Genomic DNA, 18,350 nt, shown 5'->3' with positions numbered 1-18,350 from the left:
AACGCACTAGGCTCGCACCCGTGAACACCTTCGGAGGTCATGCCGCGTAGGCGGCCGGGGCACGTTCGTGCCGAGCAGCGGGTGCGGGAGCGGTGCCGGAAGAACCGGATGCGGCCCGTTCACGGCGTCTCACGGCGCACGCTGTACGAGATCGTGCGCATCGAGGAGACCCGCAACTACCTGTGGAGCGGCGCCGTCGCCGAGTCCCTCGCGCTGTGGCGGGGCTTCGTCGGCCGGCCCGACCGGAGACTGTGGCAGGACGACGAGAGCGGGTGCACCGAGTGGCTCTGCTGCGGTGATCCCCTCCGCGCCCGCGAGATGCTCGAGGGCGCCGTGCTCGCCCTCCCCCGTCGCGCCGCACGCGAACTGCGGGCCGTCGTCCATGCGTTGGACGACGTGTACTGAAAACGCGGCCCGTGCGGTTCCGCACGGGCCGCGTCACACGCGTCTCAGTGGTTGCGCGGGAAGCCCAGGTCCACGCCCACCGGGGCGTCCGCCGGGTCGGGCCAGCGGGTGGTGACGACCTTGCCGCGCGTGTAGAAGTGCACGCCGTCGTTGCCGTAGATGTGGTGGTCGCCGAAGAGCGAGTCCTTCCAGCCACCGAAGGAGTGGTAACCGACCGGTACGGGGATCGGCACGTTCACGCCGACCATTCCGGCCTCGATCTCCAGTTGGAAGCGGCGGGCGGCGCCGCCGTCGCGGGTGAAGATCGCGGTGCCGTTGCCGAACGGTGAGGCGTTGATCAGCGCCACGCCGTCCTCGTACGTCTCCGCCCGCAGCACGCACAGCACCGGGCCGAAGATCTCGTCGCGGTAGGCGTCGGAGTCCGTGGCGACCTTGTCGAGCAGGGACAGCCCGATCCAGTGGCCGTCCTCGAAGCCGTCGACGGTGCAGCCGGTGCCGTCGAGGACGACCTCCGCGCCCTGAGCTGCCGCGCCGGTGACGTAGGAGGCGACCTTGTCGCGATGGGCGGCCGTGATCAGCGGGCCCATCTCGGAGGTCGGGTCGTCGCCCGGACCGATCTTGATCTTCTCGGCGCGCTCGCGGATCTTGTCCACCAGCTCGTCACCGATCGCGCCGACGGCGACGACCGCGGAGATCGCCATGCAGCGCTCGCCCGCCGAGCCGTACGCCGCCGACACCGCGGCGTCCGCGGCGGCGTCGAGGTCGGCGTCCGGCAGGACCAGCATGTGGTTCTTGGCACCGCCCAGGGCCTGGACGCGCTTGCCGTTGGCGGAGGCGGTGGTGTGGATGTAGCGGGCGATCGGGGTGGAGCCGACGAACGACACCGCGGCCACGTCCGGGTGCGCGAGCAGCGCGTCGACGGCCACCTTGTCGCCGTGCACGACGTTCAGCACGCCGTCGGGCAGACCGGCCTCCCCCGCCAGCTCGGCGAGCAGGTTGGCGGCCGAGGGGTCCTTCTCGCTCGGCTTGAGGACGAAGGTGTTTCCGCAGGCGATGGCCAGCGGGAACATCCACATCGGCACCATCGCCGGGAAGTTGAAGGGGGTGATGCCGGCGACGACACCGAGGGGCTGGCGGATGGAGGACACGTCGACCCGGTTGGAGACCTGGGTCGACAGCTCGCCCTTGAGCTGGGTGGTGATGCCGCAGGCCAGCTCCACGATCTCGAGGCCGCGGGCCACCTCGCCGAGCGCGTCGGAGTGCACCTTGCCGTGCTCGGCGGTGATCAGGGCCGCGATGTCGTCGCGGTGCGCGTCGAGCAGGGCGCGGTAGCGGAAGAGGACCGCGGTGCGCTGGGCCAGCGAAGAGGTGCCCCACGTCGCGTACGCCTCCCGGGCCGCGGCCACGGCCGCGCCGACCTCGTCGGCGGAGGCGAGAGCGACCCGGGTGGTGACGGCTCCCGTCGCCGGGTCCGTGACCGGGCCCCAGTTCCCCGACGCACCTTCGACGGTCTTGCCACCGATCCAGTGGTTGACGGTCTTCGTCATGACGAAAAGCTCCTTCAGAGATGGCGGCGTCGGGCGGCGGCCTGCCGGTCGTACTCCTCACGGGCCTTCACCGCCGACGGGCGGGTCGCGGTCTCGGCCACAGGAACATCCCACCACGCCTGTGCGCCGGGCGGGCCCGACACAGTGTCTGCCGTTCCGGTCTCCACGTAGACACATGTGGGCACGTCGGCCGCACGGGCCTCGGCCAAAGCTTCACGCAGGTCACGCACGCTGCGGGCGCGGATCACCCGCATCCCGAGGGACTCGGCGTTGGCGGCGAGATCGACGGGCAGCGGCGGGCCGGTGAAGGACCCGTCGGCTGCCCGGTGGCGGTAGGCCGTGCCGTAGCGCTCCGCCCCCACCGACTCGGAGAGTCCGCCGATGGAGGCGTATCCGTGGTTCTGCAGGACGACCATCCGGATCGGGACGCCCTCCTGGACGGCGGTGACGATCTCGGTCGGGTTCATGAGGTACGTGCCGTCGCCGACGAGCGCCCACACCGGCCGGCCGGGGGCCGCCATGGCGACACCGATGGCGGCGGGGATCTCGTAGCCCATGCAGGAGTAGCCGTATTCGACGTGGTACTGGTCGGCGGACCGGCTGCGCCACAGCTTGTGCAGGTCGCCAGGGAGGGAGCCGGCCGCGTTGACGAGGATGTCGTCGCCGGTCACCAGGGCGTCGAGTGCGCCGAGGACCTGTGCCTGCGTGGGGGCGGCGTCGGGGTCCCGCGCGGTGAAGGCCGCGGTGACCCGCTCCTCCCACGCCGCCTTCGCCGAGGTGTACCGCGCCCGGTGGTCGTCGTCGACGCGGTGGTCCCCGAGCGCCGCGGTGAGTTCCTCGAGGCCGGCGCGCGCGTCGGCGACGACGGAGAGACCGGACATCTTGTGGGCGTCGAACGCGGTGATGTTGAGGTTGACGAAACGGACCGTCTCATGCCGGAACAGTGTCGAGGAGGCCGTGGTGAAGTCGGACCAGCGCGTGCCGACGCCGATCACCAGGTCCGCGGTGCGGGCCAGGTCGTCGGCGGTGGCGGTACCGGTGTGACCGATGCCGCCGACGTCGCACGGGTGGTCGTACGGCAGCGATCCCTTGCCCGCCTGGGTGGAGGCGACCGGGATGCCGGTCGCGTCGGCGAACGCGCGCAGCGCCTCCTCCGCCTCCGAGTGGTGCACGCCGCCGCCGGCGACGAGCAGCGGCCGTCGGGCGGAGCGCACGGCGGCCGCCGCCTGTGCCAGTGCCTCCGCGTCGGGGCGCGGCCGGCGGATCTGCCACGTCCGCTCGGCGAAGAACTCCTCGGGCCAGTCGTACGCCTCCGCCTGCACGTCCTGTGGAAGCGCGAGCGTGACCGCGCCGGTCTGCGCCGGGTCGGTCAGGACCCGCACGGCCTGGAGCGCGGCGGGCACCAGCGCCTCCGGGCGGACGATCCGGTCGAACCAGCGGGAGACGGGACGCAGGCAGTCGTTGACCGACACATCGCCGGCGTAGGGCACTTCGAGCTGCTGGAGGACCGGGTCGGCGGGCCGGGTGGCGAAGGTGTCGCCGGGGAGCAGCAGCACGGGGAGGTGGTTGATCGTGGCCAGTGCCGCGCCGGTGACCAGGTTGGTGGCGCCGGGGCCGATGGACGTGGTGACGGCCTGCGCGGAGAGCCGGCGCGACTGGCGGGCGTGGCCGACGGCCGCGTGGACCATGGCCTGTTCGTTGCGGCCCTGGAGATAGGGCATCTCCTGGTGGGTTTCGAGCAGTGCCTGGCCCACGCCCGCCACGTTCCCATGGCCGAAGATGCCCCACGTGGCGCCGATGAGCCGGTGGCGGCGGCCGTCGCGCTCGGTGTACTGGCGCGCGAGGAACGCGACGAGGGCCTGGGCGGTGGTCAGCCGTCGGGTGGTCACCGGTATCCCTCCGTGCGGTCGGGGTGGAAGCGGATCAGCCACTGGCGGTCGTCGCCGGGGCCCGCCATCACATTGAGGTAGTACATGGTGTGGCCCGGCTCGGCGATGGACGGGCCGTGCCAGCCGTCGGGCACGAGGACGGCGTCGCCGGTGCGGACCTCTGCGAGGAGGTCGGCGCCGCCGGGACGGGACGGGGAGACGCGCTGGTAGCCGAGGCCGCCGCGGTCGATCTCGAAGTAGTAGATCTCCTCGAGCTCGCTCTCCTCGCCCGGTCGGTGCTCGTCGTGCTTGTGCGGCGGGTAGGAGGACCAGTTGCCACCGGGGGTGAGCACTTCGACGGCGATCAGGCGGTCGCATTCGAAGGCGTCCGCCGCGGCGAAGTTGTGGACCTCGCGCGCCTGGCTGCCGCTGCCGCGGGCCTCGACGGGTACCTCCGGCGCGGGGCCGTAGCGAGCGGGGAGTCGGCGCTCGCACCTCGCTCCTGCCAGGGCGAAGCGGCCTCCCGCGCCGGAGGCGATCTGGGCATGGGCGTCACGCGGCACGTAGGCGAAGTCGCTCACTCCGCCGAACACGCTTTCCCGCCCCTGCAGTTCAAAGATCCCGCCTTGCGTGTGCACGGTGCAACCGCCGGTGAGCGGCAGCACGATCCACTCGCTGTCGCCGGCGGTCAGCAGATGCGACCCGCCCGGCGGAAGCTCGAGCACCCGAAGGGCGGAGTACGCCCACCCCGCCCGGTCGGGTCCGATGCTCAGGGCGTACGGCGCGCTCGCGGCGCTGCCCGCCGGGACGTGGAGACTTTGCTGCTCGGTGTTGTCGTCCATGCCTTGTGCGTACCCCCTAGAGCAGTCCGACGGCCGTGTCGACCGCGTCCGCCACGTCGCCGTCGACCGGATAGAGCAGTGAACGGCCCACCACCAGTCCCTGCACCGTGGGCAGTTGCAGCGCGCCGCGCCATTTCTCGTAGGCGCCGTCCTGGTCGTCGCCTATCTCACCGCCGAGCAGCACCGCCGGCAGGGTGGAGGTCTCCAGCACCGTCCGCATGTCGTCGGGATCGTCGGTGACGGGCACCTTCAGCCAGCTGTACGCGGAGGTGCCGGCCAGCCCGGAGGCGATGGCGATGGACAGGGTGACGGCCTCGGCGCTGAGATCGTTGCGGAGCCGCCCGTCGGTACGGTGGCAGATGAACGGCTCTATGAAGACGGGCAGCTGACGCTCCGCCATCTCGTCGACGGCGCGGGCGGCGGCGTCCAGGGTGGCGAGGGAGGCCGGGTCGTCGTAGTCGATGCGGAGCAGTAGTTTGCCCGCGTCGAAGCCGAGCCGTTCGAGGTCGCGCGCCCGGTGCCCGGTGAATCTGTCGTCGAGTTCGAAGGCGGCGCCGGCGAGGCCTCCCCGGTTCATGGAGCCCATGACGACCTTGTCGTCGAGGGCGCCCAGGAGCAGCAGGTCGTCGAGTATGTCGGCGGTGGCGAGGACGCCGTCGACGCCGGGCCGGGACAGCGCGAGGCAGAGCCGCTCCAGCAGGTCGAGGCGGTTGGCCATGGCGAGGGGGCGGTCGCCGACGGCGAGCGCTCCGCGGGCGGGATGATCGGCGGCGATGATCATCAGCCGTCCGCTGTCGCCGAGGAGCGCGGGCCGCCGCCGTCTGCGGACGGCCGCTTCGGCGACCGCTTCCGGGTGGCGGGTGCGGATGCCGACGAGCTCGGCGATGTCGACGCGGCTCACGACGGCTCCCCGCGCGCCTCGTCCCGGTCCCCCTTCGGCGGGGCCGGACGGGGTGAGGGCCGGCCCGGTGCGGGCGGGGGCGGGGTGGTGCCCGGCGGGGCCGGGGGCGGGCTGGGGTCCGGCGGTGGCGGGCCGCCCGCGAGGACGGTCTCCACCTCCCGCGGGTACGGCATCGCCGTCGAGCAGGCGAGCCGCGACGCGACGATCGCCCCCGCCGCGTTGGCGTACCGCATCGTCTGCTCCAACTTCTGACCGGCGAGCAGCCCGTGGCACAGCGCCCCGCCGAACGCGTCACCGGCGCCGAGGCCGTTGACGACGTCGACCGGCACGGGCGGGACCTCGGCCAGGGTGCCGTCGCGGTGCAGGGCGAGCACGCCTTTGGGGCCCTGTTTGACGACCGCGAGTTCGGCGCCGGCGGCTAGGAGCGCCTGCGCGGCGGCGAGCGGCTCGTGCTCGCCGGTGGCGACCTCGCACTCCTCGAGATTGCCGACGGCGACGGTGGCGTGGGCCAGAACCTGCGCGTAGAAGGGCCGCGCCTCGTCCGGGTCGGACCAGAACATGGGCCGCCAGTCGAGGTCGAAGACGGTCGTCCCCGAGCGGGCCCGGTGCGCCAGGGCGGCGAGTGTGGCGGACCGGCTGGGCTCCGCGCACAGCCCCGTACCGGTCACCCAGAAGACTCGTGCGTCACGGATCTGCCCCAGGTCCAACTCGCCTGTCCGGATCTCCAGATCGGGCGCCTTCGGCTGCCGGTAGAAGTAGAGGGGGAAGTGGTCCGGCGGGAAGATCTCGCAGAAGGTGACCGGCGTCGGGTACGCGTCCACGGGGGTGACCCAGCGGTCGTCCACGCCGAACTCCCGCAGCGCCTGGTGCAGATACTCACCGAAGGCGTCCTGCCCGGTCCGGGTGATCAGCGCGGTCCGCCGGCCCAGCCTGGCCGAGGCGACGGCGACGTTCGCCGCCGAACCGCCGAGGAACTTGCCGAACGTGTCGACCTGCGCCAACGGGACCCCGGCGCGCAGCGGATAGAGGTCGACCCCGATCCGGCCCATCGTGATCACGTCATACGGCTGAGGCATGCGCGTCCCTTCGGTTCGAACCGCCGGCGTGACTCAGGTCTAGCCCGCTCCCGCGAACCCTGTCAACATTTTGTCCTTACATTCGGACCAAGCCTTGACACCTTTCTCCGGCGGCCGGAAAGCTGACCGGCATGACCTCATCCGTCCCCGCCCTGAACCGCATCCGGGTCGGCTCGGCCCCCGACTCCTGGGGGGTGTGGTTCCCCGACGATCCCCGTCAGGTCCCCTGGCAGCGCTTTTTGGACGAGGTGGCCGGCGCGGGTTACGAGTGGATCGAGCTCGGCCCTTACGGCTATCTGCCGACCGACCCGGCCCACCTGGCCGAGGAGACCCGGCGACGCGGCCTCAAGGTCTCGGCGGGGACCGTCTTCACCGGTCTTCACCGCGGTCCGGCCGTCTGGGACGAGACATGGGCCCATGTGTCCGACATCGCGGCGCTCACACAGGCGATGGGGCTTCGCATCTGGTGGTGATCCCGTCCTTCTGGCGTGACGACAAGACGGGCCGGGTGCTCGAGGACCGGACGCTCACCCCCGAGCAGTGGCGCGATCTGGCGGCCCAGACCGAACGACTGGGCCATGAGGTGCGTGAGCGTTACGGCCTGCGGATCGTCGTCCATCCGCACGCGGACACCCATATCGACACCGAGGAGAACGTCGCGCGTCTCCTCGACGCCACCGACCCCGACCGGGTCTCGCTCTGCCTGGACACCGGCCACTACGCCTACTGCGGCGGCGACAGCGTCAAGCTCATCGAGACCTACGGGGAGCGGATCGGCTACCTCCACCTCAAGCAGGTGGATCCGGCCGTCCTGGCCCAAGTCGTCGCCGAGGAGGTGCCCTTCGGACCCGCGGTGGGCCGTGGGGTGATGTGCGAGCCGCCGGCCGGGGTGCCCGCCCTCGAACCGGTACTGGCCGCCGCGCAGTCGCTGGGCGTGGACCTGTTCGCCATCGTCGAGCAGGACATGTATCCGTGTCCGCCGGACAAGCCGTTCCCGATCGCCGAACGCACACGCGGTTTTCTCCGCTCCTGCGGCGTCTGACGCTCTGCACCACATCTGTCACTGTTGTCGCCCGCTCATCACGCTTGTCTCCATTACGCGCGCCTTACGTCACAGACCGTCGACAGCCGCACTCTCTCCGCCACCGCACATCGTTCAACGGGCACAGGCTCAGTGATCGCCAGCGTCCGCGCGGCAGCTCCCCCGACGGCATACCGACCGCCTCTGCTGCGCACGCAGGGAGGTGCCCCACATGACGGACAGAAGGCTCTGGTCCTACAAGGACATCGCCGCGCACATCAAGGTGCAGCCGGACACCGTCCGCTCGTACCGCAAGCACGGCCTGCTGCCGCCGCCCGACCACGTGGAGGCCGGAAGGCCGTACTGGTACGCGGACACGGTCCGCCGCTGGGTGGCGAACCGGCCCGGGAACAGGGGCCGCAGGGAGTGAGAGGCGCCTCGGCACGGGAGCGGCCCCGCACCGGTGACGGTGCGGGGCCGCTCTGGTGCGACAAGGACACGCGCTTCCGCGCGACCCGCGCCGCCCTCGCGGCGCGGCGTTACCGATCGATACCCCCTAGGGGTATAGTGGCTGTCATGGCGCCGGAGGGTGCGACATCCACCGCCCCCACGGGCGCACCATGTCCCTACGCACGCAACCGCGCGTACGTCGAACCACCGAAACGGAGAACGCCATGACCGCCGAGACGAAGGCCGGCATCGAGATCGAGGACACCGCGGCGACCGGCTCCTGCTGCTCGTCCACCGGGTCCTGCCACGACTCCGCCGCGGACGCGGGGACCGACGGCATCACCACCGTCTACCAGGTGACCGGCATGACCTGCGGCCACTGCGAAGGCGCCGTCAGCAGCGAGATCTCCGAGCTCCCCGGCGTCAGCTCCGTGACGGCCGTCGCCGCCACCGGGCAGGTCACCGTGGTCTCCAAGGCCCCGCTGGACGAGGCCGCCGTACACGCCGCCGTCGACGAGGCCGGCTATGAGCTGGTGGGCAGGGCCTGAGCGCCCCCGCCTCCCCGGCGCCGTTCAAGGCCGGGCCGCACGCCATCGGTTTCCGGCCGGGCCGGATACTGGTGGGGTACGGCCCGGCCGAGTGCGTGGAGTCCTGAGCGTGGAAACATCCGAGGTACAGCTCACCATCGGCGGCATGACCTGCGCGTCCTGCGCGGCTCGCGTCGAGAAGAAGCTGAACCGCATGGACGGCGTCACCGCCACGGTCAACTACGCGACGGAGAAGGCCCGCGTCTCGTACCCGGCGGGCACCGAGGTCGCGGACCTGATCGCCACCGTGGTGAAGACCGGCTACACCGCCGAGGAGCCGCCGCTGCCCGCTCCCGCCCCGGACCCGGCGCACCCCGCAGGCCCGGGGACCGGCACCGGCCCCGCCACCGAGCAGGACGCCCTGCGGCGACGGCTCGTCGTCTCCGCGCTGCTCGCCGCGCCGGTCGTCCTGATGTCGATGATCGGCCCGCTTCAGTTCGACAACTGGCAGTGGCTCTCGCTGACCCTCGCCGCGCCCGTGGTGGTCTGGGGTGCCCTTCCCTTCCACCGGGCCGCATGGACCAATCTGCGCCACGGCGCCGCCACCATGGACACCCTGGTGTCCACCGGCACGCTGGCCGCCTTCGGCTGGTCGCTGTGGGCGCTGTTCTTCGGCACCGCGGGCATGCCCGGCATGCGCCACGGCTTCGACCTCACGGTCGGCCGTACGGACGGCGCTTCGGTGATCTATCTCGAGGTCGCCGCCGGCGTGACCGTCTTCATCCTGCTCGGCCGCTACCTCGAGGCACGCTCCAAGCGGCAGGCGGGCGCCGCGTTGCGGGCGCTGATGGACATGGGCGCCAAGGAAGTCGCCGTCCTGCGGGACGGCACGGAGGTCCGCGTACCGGTCGACCGGCTCGCCGTCGGTGACCGGTTCGTCGTGAGGCCCGGAGAGAAGATCGCCACCGACGGCGTCGTCGTGGAGGGCGCCTCCGCCGTCGACGCCTCGATGCTCAGCGGGGAGTCGGTGCCGGTCGACGTGTGGCCGGGCGAGCCGGTCACCGGCGCGACGCTCAACACCGCCGGCCGCCTCGTCGTCGAGGCCACCTCCGTCGGCGCGGACACCCGGCTCGCCCGGATGGCGAAGCTCGTGGAGGACGCCCAGAACGGCAGGGCAGAGGTGCAGCGGCTCGCCGACCGGATCTCGGCGGTCTTCGTCCCCGTCGTCCTGCTGATCGCCGCCGCCACACTCGGCGGGTGGCTGGGGGCGACCGGTGACACGACGGCCGCCTTCACCGCGGCCGTGGCCGTGCTGATCATCGCCTGTCCGTGCGCCCTGGGACTCGCCACCCCGACGGCGCTGATGGTCGGCACCGGACGGGGCGCGCAACTGGGCATCCTCATCAAGGGGCCCGAGGTGCTGGAGTCCACCCGCAGGGTCGACACCGTCGTCCTGGACAAGACCGGGACGGTCACCACGGGCCGGATGACGCTTCAGGGCGTGCACCCGGCGGAGACCGCCGAGGCCACGGAGCTGCTGCGACTGGCGGGCGCACTGGAGCAGGCCTCCGAGCATCCCGTCGCGCGCGCTGTCGCCGAGGGCGCGGCGGAACGCCTCAAGAAGCGGCTGCCCGCTGCCGAGGAGTTCGTGAACGTGCCGGGCCTCGGCGTGCGGGGTGCCGTCGAGGGCCATGAGGTGCTGGTCGGCCGGGCACGGCTGCTGGAGGAGGCCGGGGTCGAGCTGCCCGGGGACCTCCTTCGCGCGGCGGCCGACGACAGCGGCCGTACGGCCGTGTTCGCCGCGCGGGACGGCAAGGCCCTCGGCGTCCTCACCGTCGCCGACGCCGTCAAGGACACCAGCGCCGAGGCCGTACGGGAACTGCGGGCCCTCGGCCTCACCCCCGTCCTGCTGACGGGCGACACCAGGGCCGTGGCCGCGAAGGTGGCGGCCGAGGTGGGCGTTGAGGAGGTGTACGCGGAGGTCATGCCCGAGGAGAAGGTGTCCGTGGTCCAACGGCTCCAGGCACAGGGCCGCACCGTCGCGATGGTCGGCGACGGCGTGAACGACGCGGCCGCGCTGGCCACGGCGGATCTGGGCCTGGCGATGGGCACCGGAACGGATGTGGCCATCGAGGCGGGAGATCTCACCCTTGTGAGGGGCGACCTGCGGGTCGCGGCTGACGCGATCCGTCTCGCACGGCGGACTCTGGCCACGATCAAAGGCAATCTTTACTGGGCCTTTGGCTACAACGTGGCGGCACTGCCGCTGGCGGCATCCGGCCTGCTCAACCCCATGATCGCGGGCTTTACCATGGCCTTTTCGTCCGTTTTTGTGGTGTTCAACAGTCTGCGGCTGCGCTCCTTCTCGTGACTACAAACAGGTCACAAGACCTTCACAAGGAGACCTAGATCACAGATATTTAGGGGTAACCATTCAGGCTCGTCGCGAGTCTAAGTGGTCGATGCCGAGAACGTCTTGGGGGACGTTCATGGGATGTCTTGGGGGACGTCCCAGAGGCAAGCGTTGGCCGGGGCACGTGCACCGGGGAGCTTTGAGCGGCCCTCCCGTACGTACCCCGGCATACCGCGTGCGAGCTTTGCGCGCGGCAGACGCCCGGCCGGATCCCGTGGGGGGAATCCGCTGTCGGGGATATGGGAAGCGCCCCGCCCGCCGACCCGTGGGGGGATCGGCAGCGGGGCGCTTTCCGCTGTTCGGGCGGTGGGCCTTCGGCCCCCGCCCTGGCAGAACGGTGCCTCAGCGAGCCTCGACCGGGACGAAGTCGCGCAGGACCTCGCCGGTGTAGATCTGGCGCGGACGGCCGATGCGGGAACCGGGCTCCTTGATCATCTCGTGCCACTGGGCGATCCAGCCGGGAAGCCGGCCGAGCGCGAACAGCACGGTGAACATCTCGGTCGGGAAGCCCATGGCGCGATAGATCAGACCCGTGTAGAAGTCCACGTTGGGGTAGAGGTTGCGCGACACGAAGTAGTCGTCGGAGAGCGCGTGCTCCTCGAGCTTCAGCGCGATGTCGAGCAGCTCGTCGGACTTGCCGAGCGCCGAGAGGACATCGTGCGCCGCGGCCTTGATGATCTTCGCGCGCGGGTCGAAGCTCTTGTAGACCCGGTGGCCGAAGCCCATCAGACGGACGCCGTCCTCCTTGTTCTTCACCTTGCGGATGAAGGAGTCGACATCGCCGCCGTTGGCCTGGATGCCCTCGAGCATCTCCAGCACCGACTGGTTGGCGCCGCCGTGCAGCGGGCCCCACAGGGCGCTGATGCCGGCGGAGATCGAGGCGAACATGTTCGCCTGCGAGGAGCCGACCAGCCGCACGGTGGACGTGGAGCAGTTCTGCTCGTGGTCCGCGTGCAGGATCAGCAGCTTGTCGAGCGCCGCGACGACGACGGGGTCGAGCTCGTACTCCTGCGCCGGGACCGAGAAGGTCATGCGCAGGAAGTTCTCCACGTAACCGAGGTCGTTGCGCGGGTAGACGAAGGGGTGGCCGATCGACTTCTTGTAGGCGTACGCCGCGATCGTCGGCAGCTTCGCGAGCAGCCGGATCGTCGAAAGGTGGCGCTGCTTCTCGTCGAACGGGTTGTGGCTGTCCTGGTAGAACGTCGACAGCGCGCTGACCACGGACGACAGCATGGCCATCGGGTGGGCGTCGCGCGGGAAGCCCTGGAAGAAGCGCTTGACGTCCTCGTGCAGCAGCGTGTGCTGCGTGATCTCGCCCTTGAAGGTGGCGAGCTCGTCGACGGTCGGAAGCTCACCGTTGATCAGCAGGGACGCCACCTCGAGGAAGGTGGAGCGCTCGGCCAGCTGCTCGATCGGGTAACCGCGGTAGCGCAGAATGCCCTGCTCGCCGTCGAGGTAGGTGATCGCGGATTTATAGGCGGCGGTGTTGCCGTATCCGCTGTCCAGGGTGACCAGACCGGTCTGGGCTCGGAGCTTCCCGATGTCGAAGCCCTTGTCACCGACGGTGCTCTCGACCACCGGGTAGGTGTATTCACCGTCCGCGTACCGCAGTACTACAGAGTTGTCGCTCACGTCATCCCTCACCGACGTAGTGCCTCTTCTTCGAGGTGCCCTGACTGTCTCTACCATCCCCCATTTGGCTCAGGAGAGTGCACTCGGGGTCGACCATTGGGCCTATCGGCGGCACTCAGTGCCGCCAACCTGCTCATCTTGCCCCCTTCGCCCTGCTTCCGGAAGCCGGGGTGGGGGTGGGGTGGCGTTTCCCACGCGCGCGGGCACCGGAACCACCCTGCCCGCGATGCCCGGCCCGGCCGTCGGCTCACGCGGCGAGGCGGTGCGCGAGGCCGGTGCAGCGCCTGCCTGCGGAAACGGTCCGGACCGCCTGGCCTATCGCCTTACGGGACCCGACCAGGACCACCAGTCTCTTCGCGCGGGTGACGGCCGTGTACAGCAGATTCCGCTGGAGCATCATCCACGCCCCCGTGGTGACCGGGATCACCACAGCCGGATATTCGCTGCCCTGGGAGCGGTGAATGGTCACCGCGTAGGCGTGCGCCAGCTCGTCCAGCTCGTCGAAGTCGTACGGCACCTCCTCGTCCTCGTCCGTCAGCACGGTCAGCCGCTGGTCGTCCGGGTGCAGTGCCGTGACGACGCCGACCGTGCCGTTGAAGACGCCGTTGCGCCCTTTCTCATAATTGTTACGGATCTGGGTGACCTTGTCGCCGACACGGAAGACCCGGCCGCCGAACCGCTTCTCCGGGAGGTCCGGACGGGCCGGGGTGATCGCCTGCTGAAGCAGCCCGTTGAGCGTCCCCGCACCGGCCGGGCCGCGGTGCATCGGCGCGAGGACCTGCACATCGCGGCGCGGGTCGAGCCCGAACTTCGCCGGGATCCGGCGGGCCGCCACGTCGACGGTCACTCTTCCCGCGTCCTCGGTCTCCTCCTCGACGAACAGGAAGAAGTCCGGGAGGCCCGAAGTGATGGGCGGCAGGCCGGTGTTGATCCTGTGGGCGTTGGTGATGACACCCGACTGCTGAGCCTGCCGGAAGATCCGGGTCAGGCGCACGCTCGGCACCGGACCGCCGTCCGCCAGCAGATCGCGCAGCACCTCCCCCGCGCCCACGCTCGGCAGCTGGTCCACGTCCCCCACCAGCAGCAGGTGCGCGCCCGGCGCCACGGCCTTGACCAGCTTGTTGGCGAGCAGCAGGTCGAGCATCGACGCCTCGTCGACGATGACGAGGTCCGCGTCCAGCGGCCGGTCCTTGTCGTACGCCGCGTCCCCGCCGGGCTTGAGCTCCAGCAGCCGGTGCACGGTCGACGCCTCGGCACCGGTGAGCTCGGCGAGCCGCTTCGCCGCGCGGCCGGTGGGAGCCGCGAGCACCACCTTGGCCTTCTTGGCGCGGGCCAGTTCGACGATGGAGCGGACCGTGAACGACTTGCCGCAACCGGGGCCGCCCGTCAGCACGGCGACCTTGGCGGTCAGTGCCAGCCTGACGGCCGCCTCCTGCTCGGGCGCCAGCTTCGCGCCCGTACGGTCCGCGAGCCAGGCCAGCGCCTTGTCCCAGGCGACGTCCTTGAAGGCGGGCATCCGGTCGTCCTGCGCGGTCAGCAGCCGCCGCACCTGCCCGGCGAGGGACAGTTCGGCGCGGTGGAACGGCACCAGGTAAACGGCCGTCACGGTCTCTCCCCCTTCCGGTCCGGGCACCCGCTCCCGCACGACGCCCTCCTCGTCGGCCGCGAGCTCCGCGAGGCACTCGATGACCAGTCCGGTGTCGACCTGGAGCAACTTCACCGCGTCGGCGATCAGTTGCTCCTCGGGCAGGAAGCAGTGCCCCTGGTCGGTCGACTGGGACAGGGCGTACTGCAGGCCTGCCTTGACCCGCTCGGGGCTGTCGTGGGGTATGCCCACCGCCTGCGCGATCCTGTCGGCGGTCAGGAAGCCGATGCCCCACACATCGGCGGCCAGGCGGTACGGCTGGTTCCGCACGACCGAGATGGAGGCGTCCTCGTACTTCTTGTAGATCCGCACCGCGATGGACGTCGAGACGCCGACCCCTTGGAGGAAGACCATGACCTCCTTGATGGCCTTCTGCTCCTCCCAGGCCACGCCGATCATCTTGGTCCGCTTCGGTCCGAGGCCCGGCACCTCGATGAGCCGCTTCGGCTCCTGCTCGATGACATCGAGGGTGTCCGTGCCGAAGTGGTCGACGATCCGCTCGGCGATCTTCGGACCGATCCCCTTGATCAGGCCGGAGCCGAGATAGCGCCGTATGCCCTGGATCGTGGCCGGCAGGACGGTGGTGTAGTTCTCCACGGTGAACTGCTTGCCGTACTGCGGGTGAGAGCCCCAACGGCCCTCCATCCGCAGCGACTCGCCGACCTGCGCGCCGAGCAGCGAGCCGACGACGGTGAGCAGGTCGCCGCCACGGCCGGTGTCGACGCGGGCGACCGTGTAGCCGTTCTCCTCGTTGGCGTACGTGATCCGCTCGAGCACGCCTTCGAGCACCGCGGGTTGGAACGCGACCGGATTGGACATGCCCCGACGTTAGCGCCGCGCTCCGACAGCGCGGGCGGCCTGTGGACAACCCCGCTTCCGCCCCCGCGGGTCGACCGGCTCGCCGTCCCACGGCTGCCACCGCTGGTCGCCACGCCCCGCCCGCCACGAAGAGGGGGCCCGGTCCATGACCGGGCCCCTTACGCTCCCCCCGCCAGGGCCCAGCGCTGTCCCCCCGGATGCGCTACCCCCGAAACCCTGACGACACATACGACTCCGGTGACGCAAAGACGGTTGCACGATCGCGCGGAGTAATTTCCGCCATGTTCCGGGATCGGTTCCGGCCACGCCGGCTCCTCCCGCGCGGGTGTCGTGGCCTTCAGGGAGCAGCCGTGTTCGCGAAGTGCTGCTCCACCAGCACGCCGCCGTCCGCCGCGTACGCGGTGACCGTCCAGCCCTCCGCGGCCCGGGCCGGATCGCCGAAGGCGTAGTACGTGCCCCAGTCCGGGTCGCCCCGGAGCCGGAGCACGGCCGCCGCGAACCGTTCGCCCGAGTCGAGGCGGACCTCGATCCTGGAAGGGACCCTGTCGGTGCGGAACGCCCCCGGTACAGGACCTGTTCGGTGTCGATGTCCTTCCCGGAGCTGAGGCTGTCCTCGCGGATGTTGTCCCCGGTGCAGGAGCGGGCATCGTCGATCGCGGCTGTGAGGTCGCCGGGGCCCACGACGTAGTTCTGCCGGCCGTCCGGCAGCAGTGCCATCCCGATGCCCCGGCCGATGGCCACCGGTTCGTACGGCTGGACCGTCCGGACGCCCGAGGGCGTGGCGGTGACCGGCGGGGCCGTCGCCGGCGGGGACGGGGCCGGGTGCGGTGACCGGCCGCTCAGGGGCGCGATCGCGAGCACGACGGCGAGCGCGGTGACCGCGCCCGCGCCTGCGGCGGTACGGCGCCGCCGCGCTGCCCTTCCCCGGCGCAGCACCTCGTCCACCGGCGGCGGGCCCACGGGCACGGCGTCCGCCTCGCGGCGCAGCGCGTCGCCGAGTCGCATGTCGTCCTCGTTCACGGCTGCCGCTCCCCCGTCATGTGCGCCGGGACGATGCCCGGATGCTCGCGCAGTCTCTTCAGGGCGCGTGCCGTATGGCTGCGCACCGTACCGATCCCGGTGCCGAGCAGTCGGGCCACCTCGCTCTCACTGCGGTCCTCCAGGTAGCGCAGCACGACCACGGCCCTTTGCTTCGGCGGCAGTTGACCGAGCGCCTCCATCACGGCCCCCCGCTGCGTCACGGCGTCGGTCCGGTCCGGGGCGGCGGTCTCCGGGAAGCGGGTCGTGAGCCACTCGCGTAGCCGTGTGCGCCGCAGCCGGTCCACATTGGCGTTGATCATGATGCGCCACACGTACGAGTCGGGGTCGTCGGCACCTTGTACGCGTTCCCACTTCACATACGCCTTGGCCAGCGCAGCCTGCACCAGGTCCTCCGCGTCGTGGTGGTGTCCGGTCAGCAGATGGGCGGTACGGAGCATGCGTGGCCAGCGGCTGACCACGAACGCCCGGAACTCCGCCTCCGCGCTCGTCTTCAAGCGAGTCCTCGTGTTCGCCGTCCGCGCGCGGCGCACGCCACGCTGTTGTGCCGCTCCCTCGTTGCCGGCGCAACAGCGTGACATGGCCGCCCTACGGGCGGGAGTGTCGTCAGCGGCCGGCCAGGAAGGGCTCGAACGACAGGGTGGCGAGCACCGCGCCGTCCGCCCCGTACGCGGTCACCCTGGTCGTCTCCTCCGGCGCACCGGCGCCCGCCGCGTCGAGGTAGTACGTGCCCCAGCCCGGCTCACCCGGCAGCATCAGCATGCCCGCGGCCTGCTCGGGGCCGGTGCCGACGCGGACGGTGATGCGCGCGGGGACCGTGTCGGTACGGAACGCGCCCGAGAACAGGGCGTCGTCCCCGTCGGTCTGCAGGCCGCCGCTGAGGCTGTTCGGGCGGATGCTGTCCCCGACGTACGCCTTGGCCCGCTCGACGGAACCCTCGAAGTCCTCCCAGGCCACGACATAGTTCTGCCGGCCCTGCGGGAGCAGCCCCATCTTCGCGCCCTGGCCTATCTCCACGGGCTGGTACGGCCGCACGACGCGCGGCCCCGTCTCGGCCGCCTTCACGGTCGCGGCCGCGGCGGGCGTCACGCTGTCGGTGCCGCCGGCCGCGGCCCTGACGGGCTGCGCCGATCCGCCCCCCAGGGCGAGCGCCGTCCCCGCGCCACCCGCGAGAGCCATCGCCATGACCCCTGCCATGACGAGCCTCTTCGTCTTCATCGGTCCTCCGCTGGTCGTGTGCGTGGTCGGTGGTGCCTTCACGTCTCAGACGGAGGACGACGCGCGCGTCTATGTCAGCGTCGGAGGACTTCTTTCCGCACCGACCCGGGGACCGCCACCGGCGCGCCCGGTGCCACGGGAGCGACGGTCGCCAGAAGCGGCCACCGGACCAGGTGAACGCCCATGTGTGGAGACGCCTTTGCGCCACCGCATGCGACGTACCTCATTGCGGGCGGAAAGTTCCCTCGTGGCAGCATCCAGTGGTAAGTAAGTACGGGGATGACATATCGGGGCCTGACCGCCTCTCCAGACTGTCGGAGTTGGCCGAGGTGGCTGGTCCGACCGACCAGGGAGAACTGGTCGAGCAGGCAGGTGAGCCGGGAGCTGCGCCTGTGGCCGCGCCTGTTGAGCGGCCGGAGTGGACCGTCGAGGGAAAGCTCGCCCGCCGTGCCGAAGCCGACGGCAGCCAGGAAACCTGGACGTACGACGGCGAGGGCAACTGCCTCAGCCGCACCAGCGCCCTCGGCGCGACCGTGACCTTCGAATACACCGACTTCGACCTGCTACGGGCCCGCACTGAGCCGGACGGCGCCCGGTACGAGTTCACCCACGAGTGCGATCCATACGGGCTTTCCCCGTGCAATAAATGCCGCACGCGAGCGCGCAGGAGTACCCAGCAGCCAGCAGCCCGTAGAGCAATGGGAGGTGGGAGACGACCCCACACAACGCCACCGCTCGAGCAACTACGTGTACGACCCCAACCCTGGTGCCCACGGCCGCTACTAGCAATACGAGACACCACAGGGTACTCGGGTGATCGCCGAACATACGAGTGAACCGAACGCACCGTATCCGCATTTCCATGCGGTGCAGCCCAAGGGAGGCGGACACAACGTAGATATGATGGGCGAGAGGTACCAGCAGGTCGGCGGTAAGCACCACTTGCAC

General features: G+C 70.9%; 15 protein-coding genes and 1 pseudogene. 6 read left to right on the top strand and 10 right to left on the bottom strand.

The annotated features are described in order from the left end of the window. The first annotated feature begins 108 nt into the window (after positions 1 to 108). Positions 109 to 405 carry a hypothetical protein gene (locus GLX30_RS23005; protein WP_159691921.1) on the top strand — a complete coding sequence of 99 codons (297 nt, stop codon included), beginning with the start codon at positions 109 to 111 and terminating at the stop codon, positions 403 to 405. Between the two features lie 44 nt (positions 406 to 449). On the opposite strand, the gene mmsA is transcribed toward GLX30_RS23005, so the two are convergent. The 5 genes from mmsA to iolC are packed head-to-tail and all read right to left on the bottom strand — an operon-like array spanning position 450 to position 6,639. Then, positions 450 to 1,952, bottom strand: a complete 1,503-nt coding sequence (mmsA, locus tag GLX30_RS23000) for a CoA-acylating methylmalonate-semialdehyde dehydrogenase (RefSeq protein WP_159691919.1) — start codon at positions 1,950 to 1,952, stop codon at positions 450 to 452. A 14-nt stretch (positions 1,953 to 1,966) separates the two neighbouring features. Next, entirely contained in the window at positions 1,967 to 3,841 is a 1,875-nt protein-coding gene (iolD, locus tag GLX30_RS22995; protein ID WP_159691917.1) for a 3D-(3,5/4)-trihydroxycyclohexane-1,2-dione acylhydrolase (decyclizing), read from the bottom strand. Continuing rightward, the gene (gene iolB / locus GLX30_RS22990) at positions 3,838 to 4,662 is read right to left on the bottom strand and encodes a 5-deoxy-glucuronate isomerase (protein ID WP_159691915.1); all 825 of its coding nucleotides are present in this window, start codon (positions 4,660 to 4,662) and stop codon (positions 3,838 to 3,840) included. The genes iolD and iolB overlap by 4 nt, the downstream gene beginning before the upstream one ends. Before the next feature lie 16 nt (positions 4,663 to 4,678). Then, positions 4,679 to 5,563 carry a deoxyribose-phosphate aldolase gene (locus GLX30_RS22985; protein WP_159691913.1) on the bottom strand — a complete coding sequence of 295 codons (885 nt, stop codon included), beginning with the start codon at positions 5,561 to 5,563 and terminating at the stop codon, positions 4,679 to 4,681. Next, entirely contained in the window at positions 5,560 to 6,639 is a 1,080-nt protein-coding gene (iolC, locus tag GLX30_RS22980; protein WP_159691911.1) for a 5-dehydro-2-deoxygluconokinase, read from the bottom strand. The genes GLX30_RS22985 and iolC overlap by 4 nt, the downstream gene beginning before the upstream one ends. Before the next feature lie 131 nt (positions 6,640 to 6,770). Here iolC and GLX30_RS22975 point away from each other — a divergent pair. The 4 genes and pseudogenes from GLX30_RS22975 (at position 6,771) to GLX30_RS22960 (ending at position 11,008) form a co-directional block, all read left to right on the top strand. Continuing rightward, positions 6,771 to 7,681: pseudogene (locus tag GLX30_RS22975) on the top strand (sugar phosphate isomerase/epimerase). A 211-nt stretch (positions 7,682 to 7,892) separates the two neighbouring features. Next, positions 7,893 to 8,090 (top strand): MerR family transcriptional regulator, encoded by a 198-nt coding sequence (locus tag GLX30_RS22970; protein ID WP_159691909.1) that lies wholly within the window; start codon positions 7,893 to 7,895, stop codon positions 8,088 to 8,090. 244 nt (positions 8,091 to 8,334) lie between these two features. Continuing rightward, positions 8,335 to 8,658 (top strand): heavy-metal-associated domain-containing protein, encoded by a 324-nt coding sequence (locus GLX30_RS22965; RefSeq protein ID WP_159691907.1) that lies wholly within the window; start codon positions 8,335 to 8,337, stop codon positions 8,656 to 8,658. 109 nt (positions 8,659 to 8,767) lie between these two features. After that, the gene (locus GLX30_RS22960) at positions 8,768 to 11,008 is read left to right on the top strand and encodes a heavy metal translocating P-type ATPase (RefSeq protein ID WP_347879783.1); all 2,241 of its coding nucleotides are present in this window, start codon (positions 8,768 to 8,770) and stop codon (positions 11,006 to 11,008) included. A gap of 384 nt (positions 11,009 to 11,392) precedes the next feature. Here GLX30_RS22960 and GLX30_RS22955 read toward each other — a convergent pair whose 3' ends face one another. The 5 genes from GLX30_RS22955 to GLX30_RS22935 form a co-directional block, all read right to left on the bottom strand. Next, positions 11,393 to 12,682 carry a citrate synthase gene (locus GLX30_RS22955; RefSeq protein ID WP_159691904.1) on the bottom strand — a complete coding sequence of 430 codons (1,290 nt, stop codon included), beginning with the start codon at positions 12,680 to 12,682 and terminating at the stop codon, positions 11,393 to 11,395. A 247-nt stretch (positions 12,683 to 12,929) separates the two neighbouring features. Then, positions 12,930 to 15,146 carry an ATP-dependent RecD-like DNA helicase gene (locus GLX30_RS22950; RefSeq protein ID WP_159691902.1) on the bottom strand — a complete coding sequence of 739 codons (2,217 nt, stop codon included), beginning with the start codon at positions 15,144 to 15,146 and terminating at the stop codon, positions 12,930 to 12,932. 337 nt (positions 15,147 to 15,483) lie between these two features. Further along, on the bottom strand, positions 15,484 to 15,633 hold the full coding sequence (locus GLX30_RS22945) for a hypothetical protein (protein WP_159691900.1): 150 nt from the start codon (positions 15,631 to 15,633) through the stop codon (positions 15,484 to 15,486). Positions 15,634 to 16,162: 529 nt separating this feature from the next. Beyond that, the gene (locus GLX30_RS22940; protein ID WP_159691898.1) at positions 16,163 to 16,681 is read right to left on the bottom strand and encodes a SigE family RNA polymerase sigma factor; all 519 of its coding nucleotides are present in this window, start codon (positions 16,679 to 16,681) and stop codon (positions 16,163 to 16,165) included. A 109-nt stretch (positions 16,682 to 16,790) separates the two neighbouring features. Next, positions 16,791 to 17,402, bottom strand: a complete 612-nt coding sequence (locus GLX30_RS22935) for a hypothetical protein (RefSeq protein ID WP_159691896.1) — start codon at positions 17,400 to 17,402, stop codon at positions 16,791 to 16,793. 71 nt (positions 17,403 to 17,473) lie between these two features. Here GLX30_RS22935 and GLX30_RS35925 point away from each other — a divergent pair, with 71 nt between their 5' ends. Beyond that, positions 17,474 to 18,238 (top strand): RHS repeat domain-containing protein, encoded by a 765-nt coding sequence (locus tag GLX30_RS35925; RefSeq protein WP_208545464.1) that lies wholly within the window; start codon positions 17,474 to 17,476, stop codon positions 18,236 to 18,238. The last annotated feature ends 112 nt before the right edge of the window (positions 18,239 to 18,350 follow it).

The organism is Streptomyces sp. Tu 2975, assembly GCF_009832925.1.
GTDB lineage: Bacteria > Actinomycetota > Actinomycetes > Streptomycetales > Streptomycetaceae > Streptomyces.
Note: the sequence above shows the minus strand (reverse complement) of the source record. Positions and strands in the feature narration are given on the sequence as shown.

Excerpts from the sequence above, each read along its gene's own strand:
- GLX30_RS23005 (WP_159691921.1), top strand. The coding sequence starts at position 109 with ATGCGGCCCGTTCACGGCGTCTCACGGCGCACGCTGTACGAGATCGTG.
- mmsA (WP_159691919.1), bottom strand. The coding sequence starts at position 1,952 with ATGACGAAGACCGTCAACCACTGGATCGGTGGCAAGACCGTCGAAGGT.
- iolB (WP_159691915.1), bottom strand. The coding sequence starts at position 4,662 with ATGGACGACAACACCGAGCAGCAAAGTCTCCACGTCCCGGCGGGCAGC.
- iolC (WP_159691911.1), bottom strand. The coding sequence starts at position 6,639 with ATGCCTCAGCCGTATGACGTGATCACGATGGGCCGGATCGGGGTCGAC.
- GLX30_RS22970 (WP_159691909.1), top strand. The coding sequence starts at position 7,893 with ATGACGGACAGAAGGCTCTGGTCCTACAAGGACATCGCCGCGCACATC.
- GLX30_RS22965 (WP_159691907.1), top strand. The coding sequence starts at position 8,335 with ATGACCGCCGAGACGAAGGCCGGCATCGAGATCGAGGACACCGCGGCG.
- GLX30_RS22950 (WP_159691902.1), bottom strand. The coding sequence starts at position 15,146 with ATGTCCAATCCGGTCGCGTTCCAACCCGCGGTGCTCGAAGGCGTGCTC.
- GLX30_RS22935 (WP_159691896.1), bottom strand. The coding sequence starts at position 17,402 with ATGAAGACGAAGAGGCTCGTCATGGCAGGGGTCATGGCGATGGCTCTC.
- GLX30_RS35925 (WP_208545464.1), top strand. The coding sequence starts at position 17,474 with ATGTCAGCGTCGGAGGACTTCTTTCCGCACCGACCCGGGGACCGCCAC.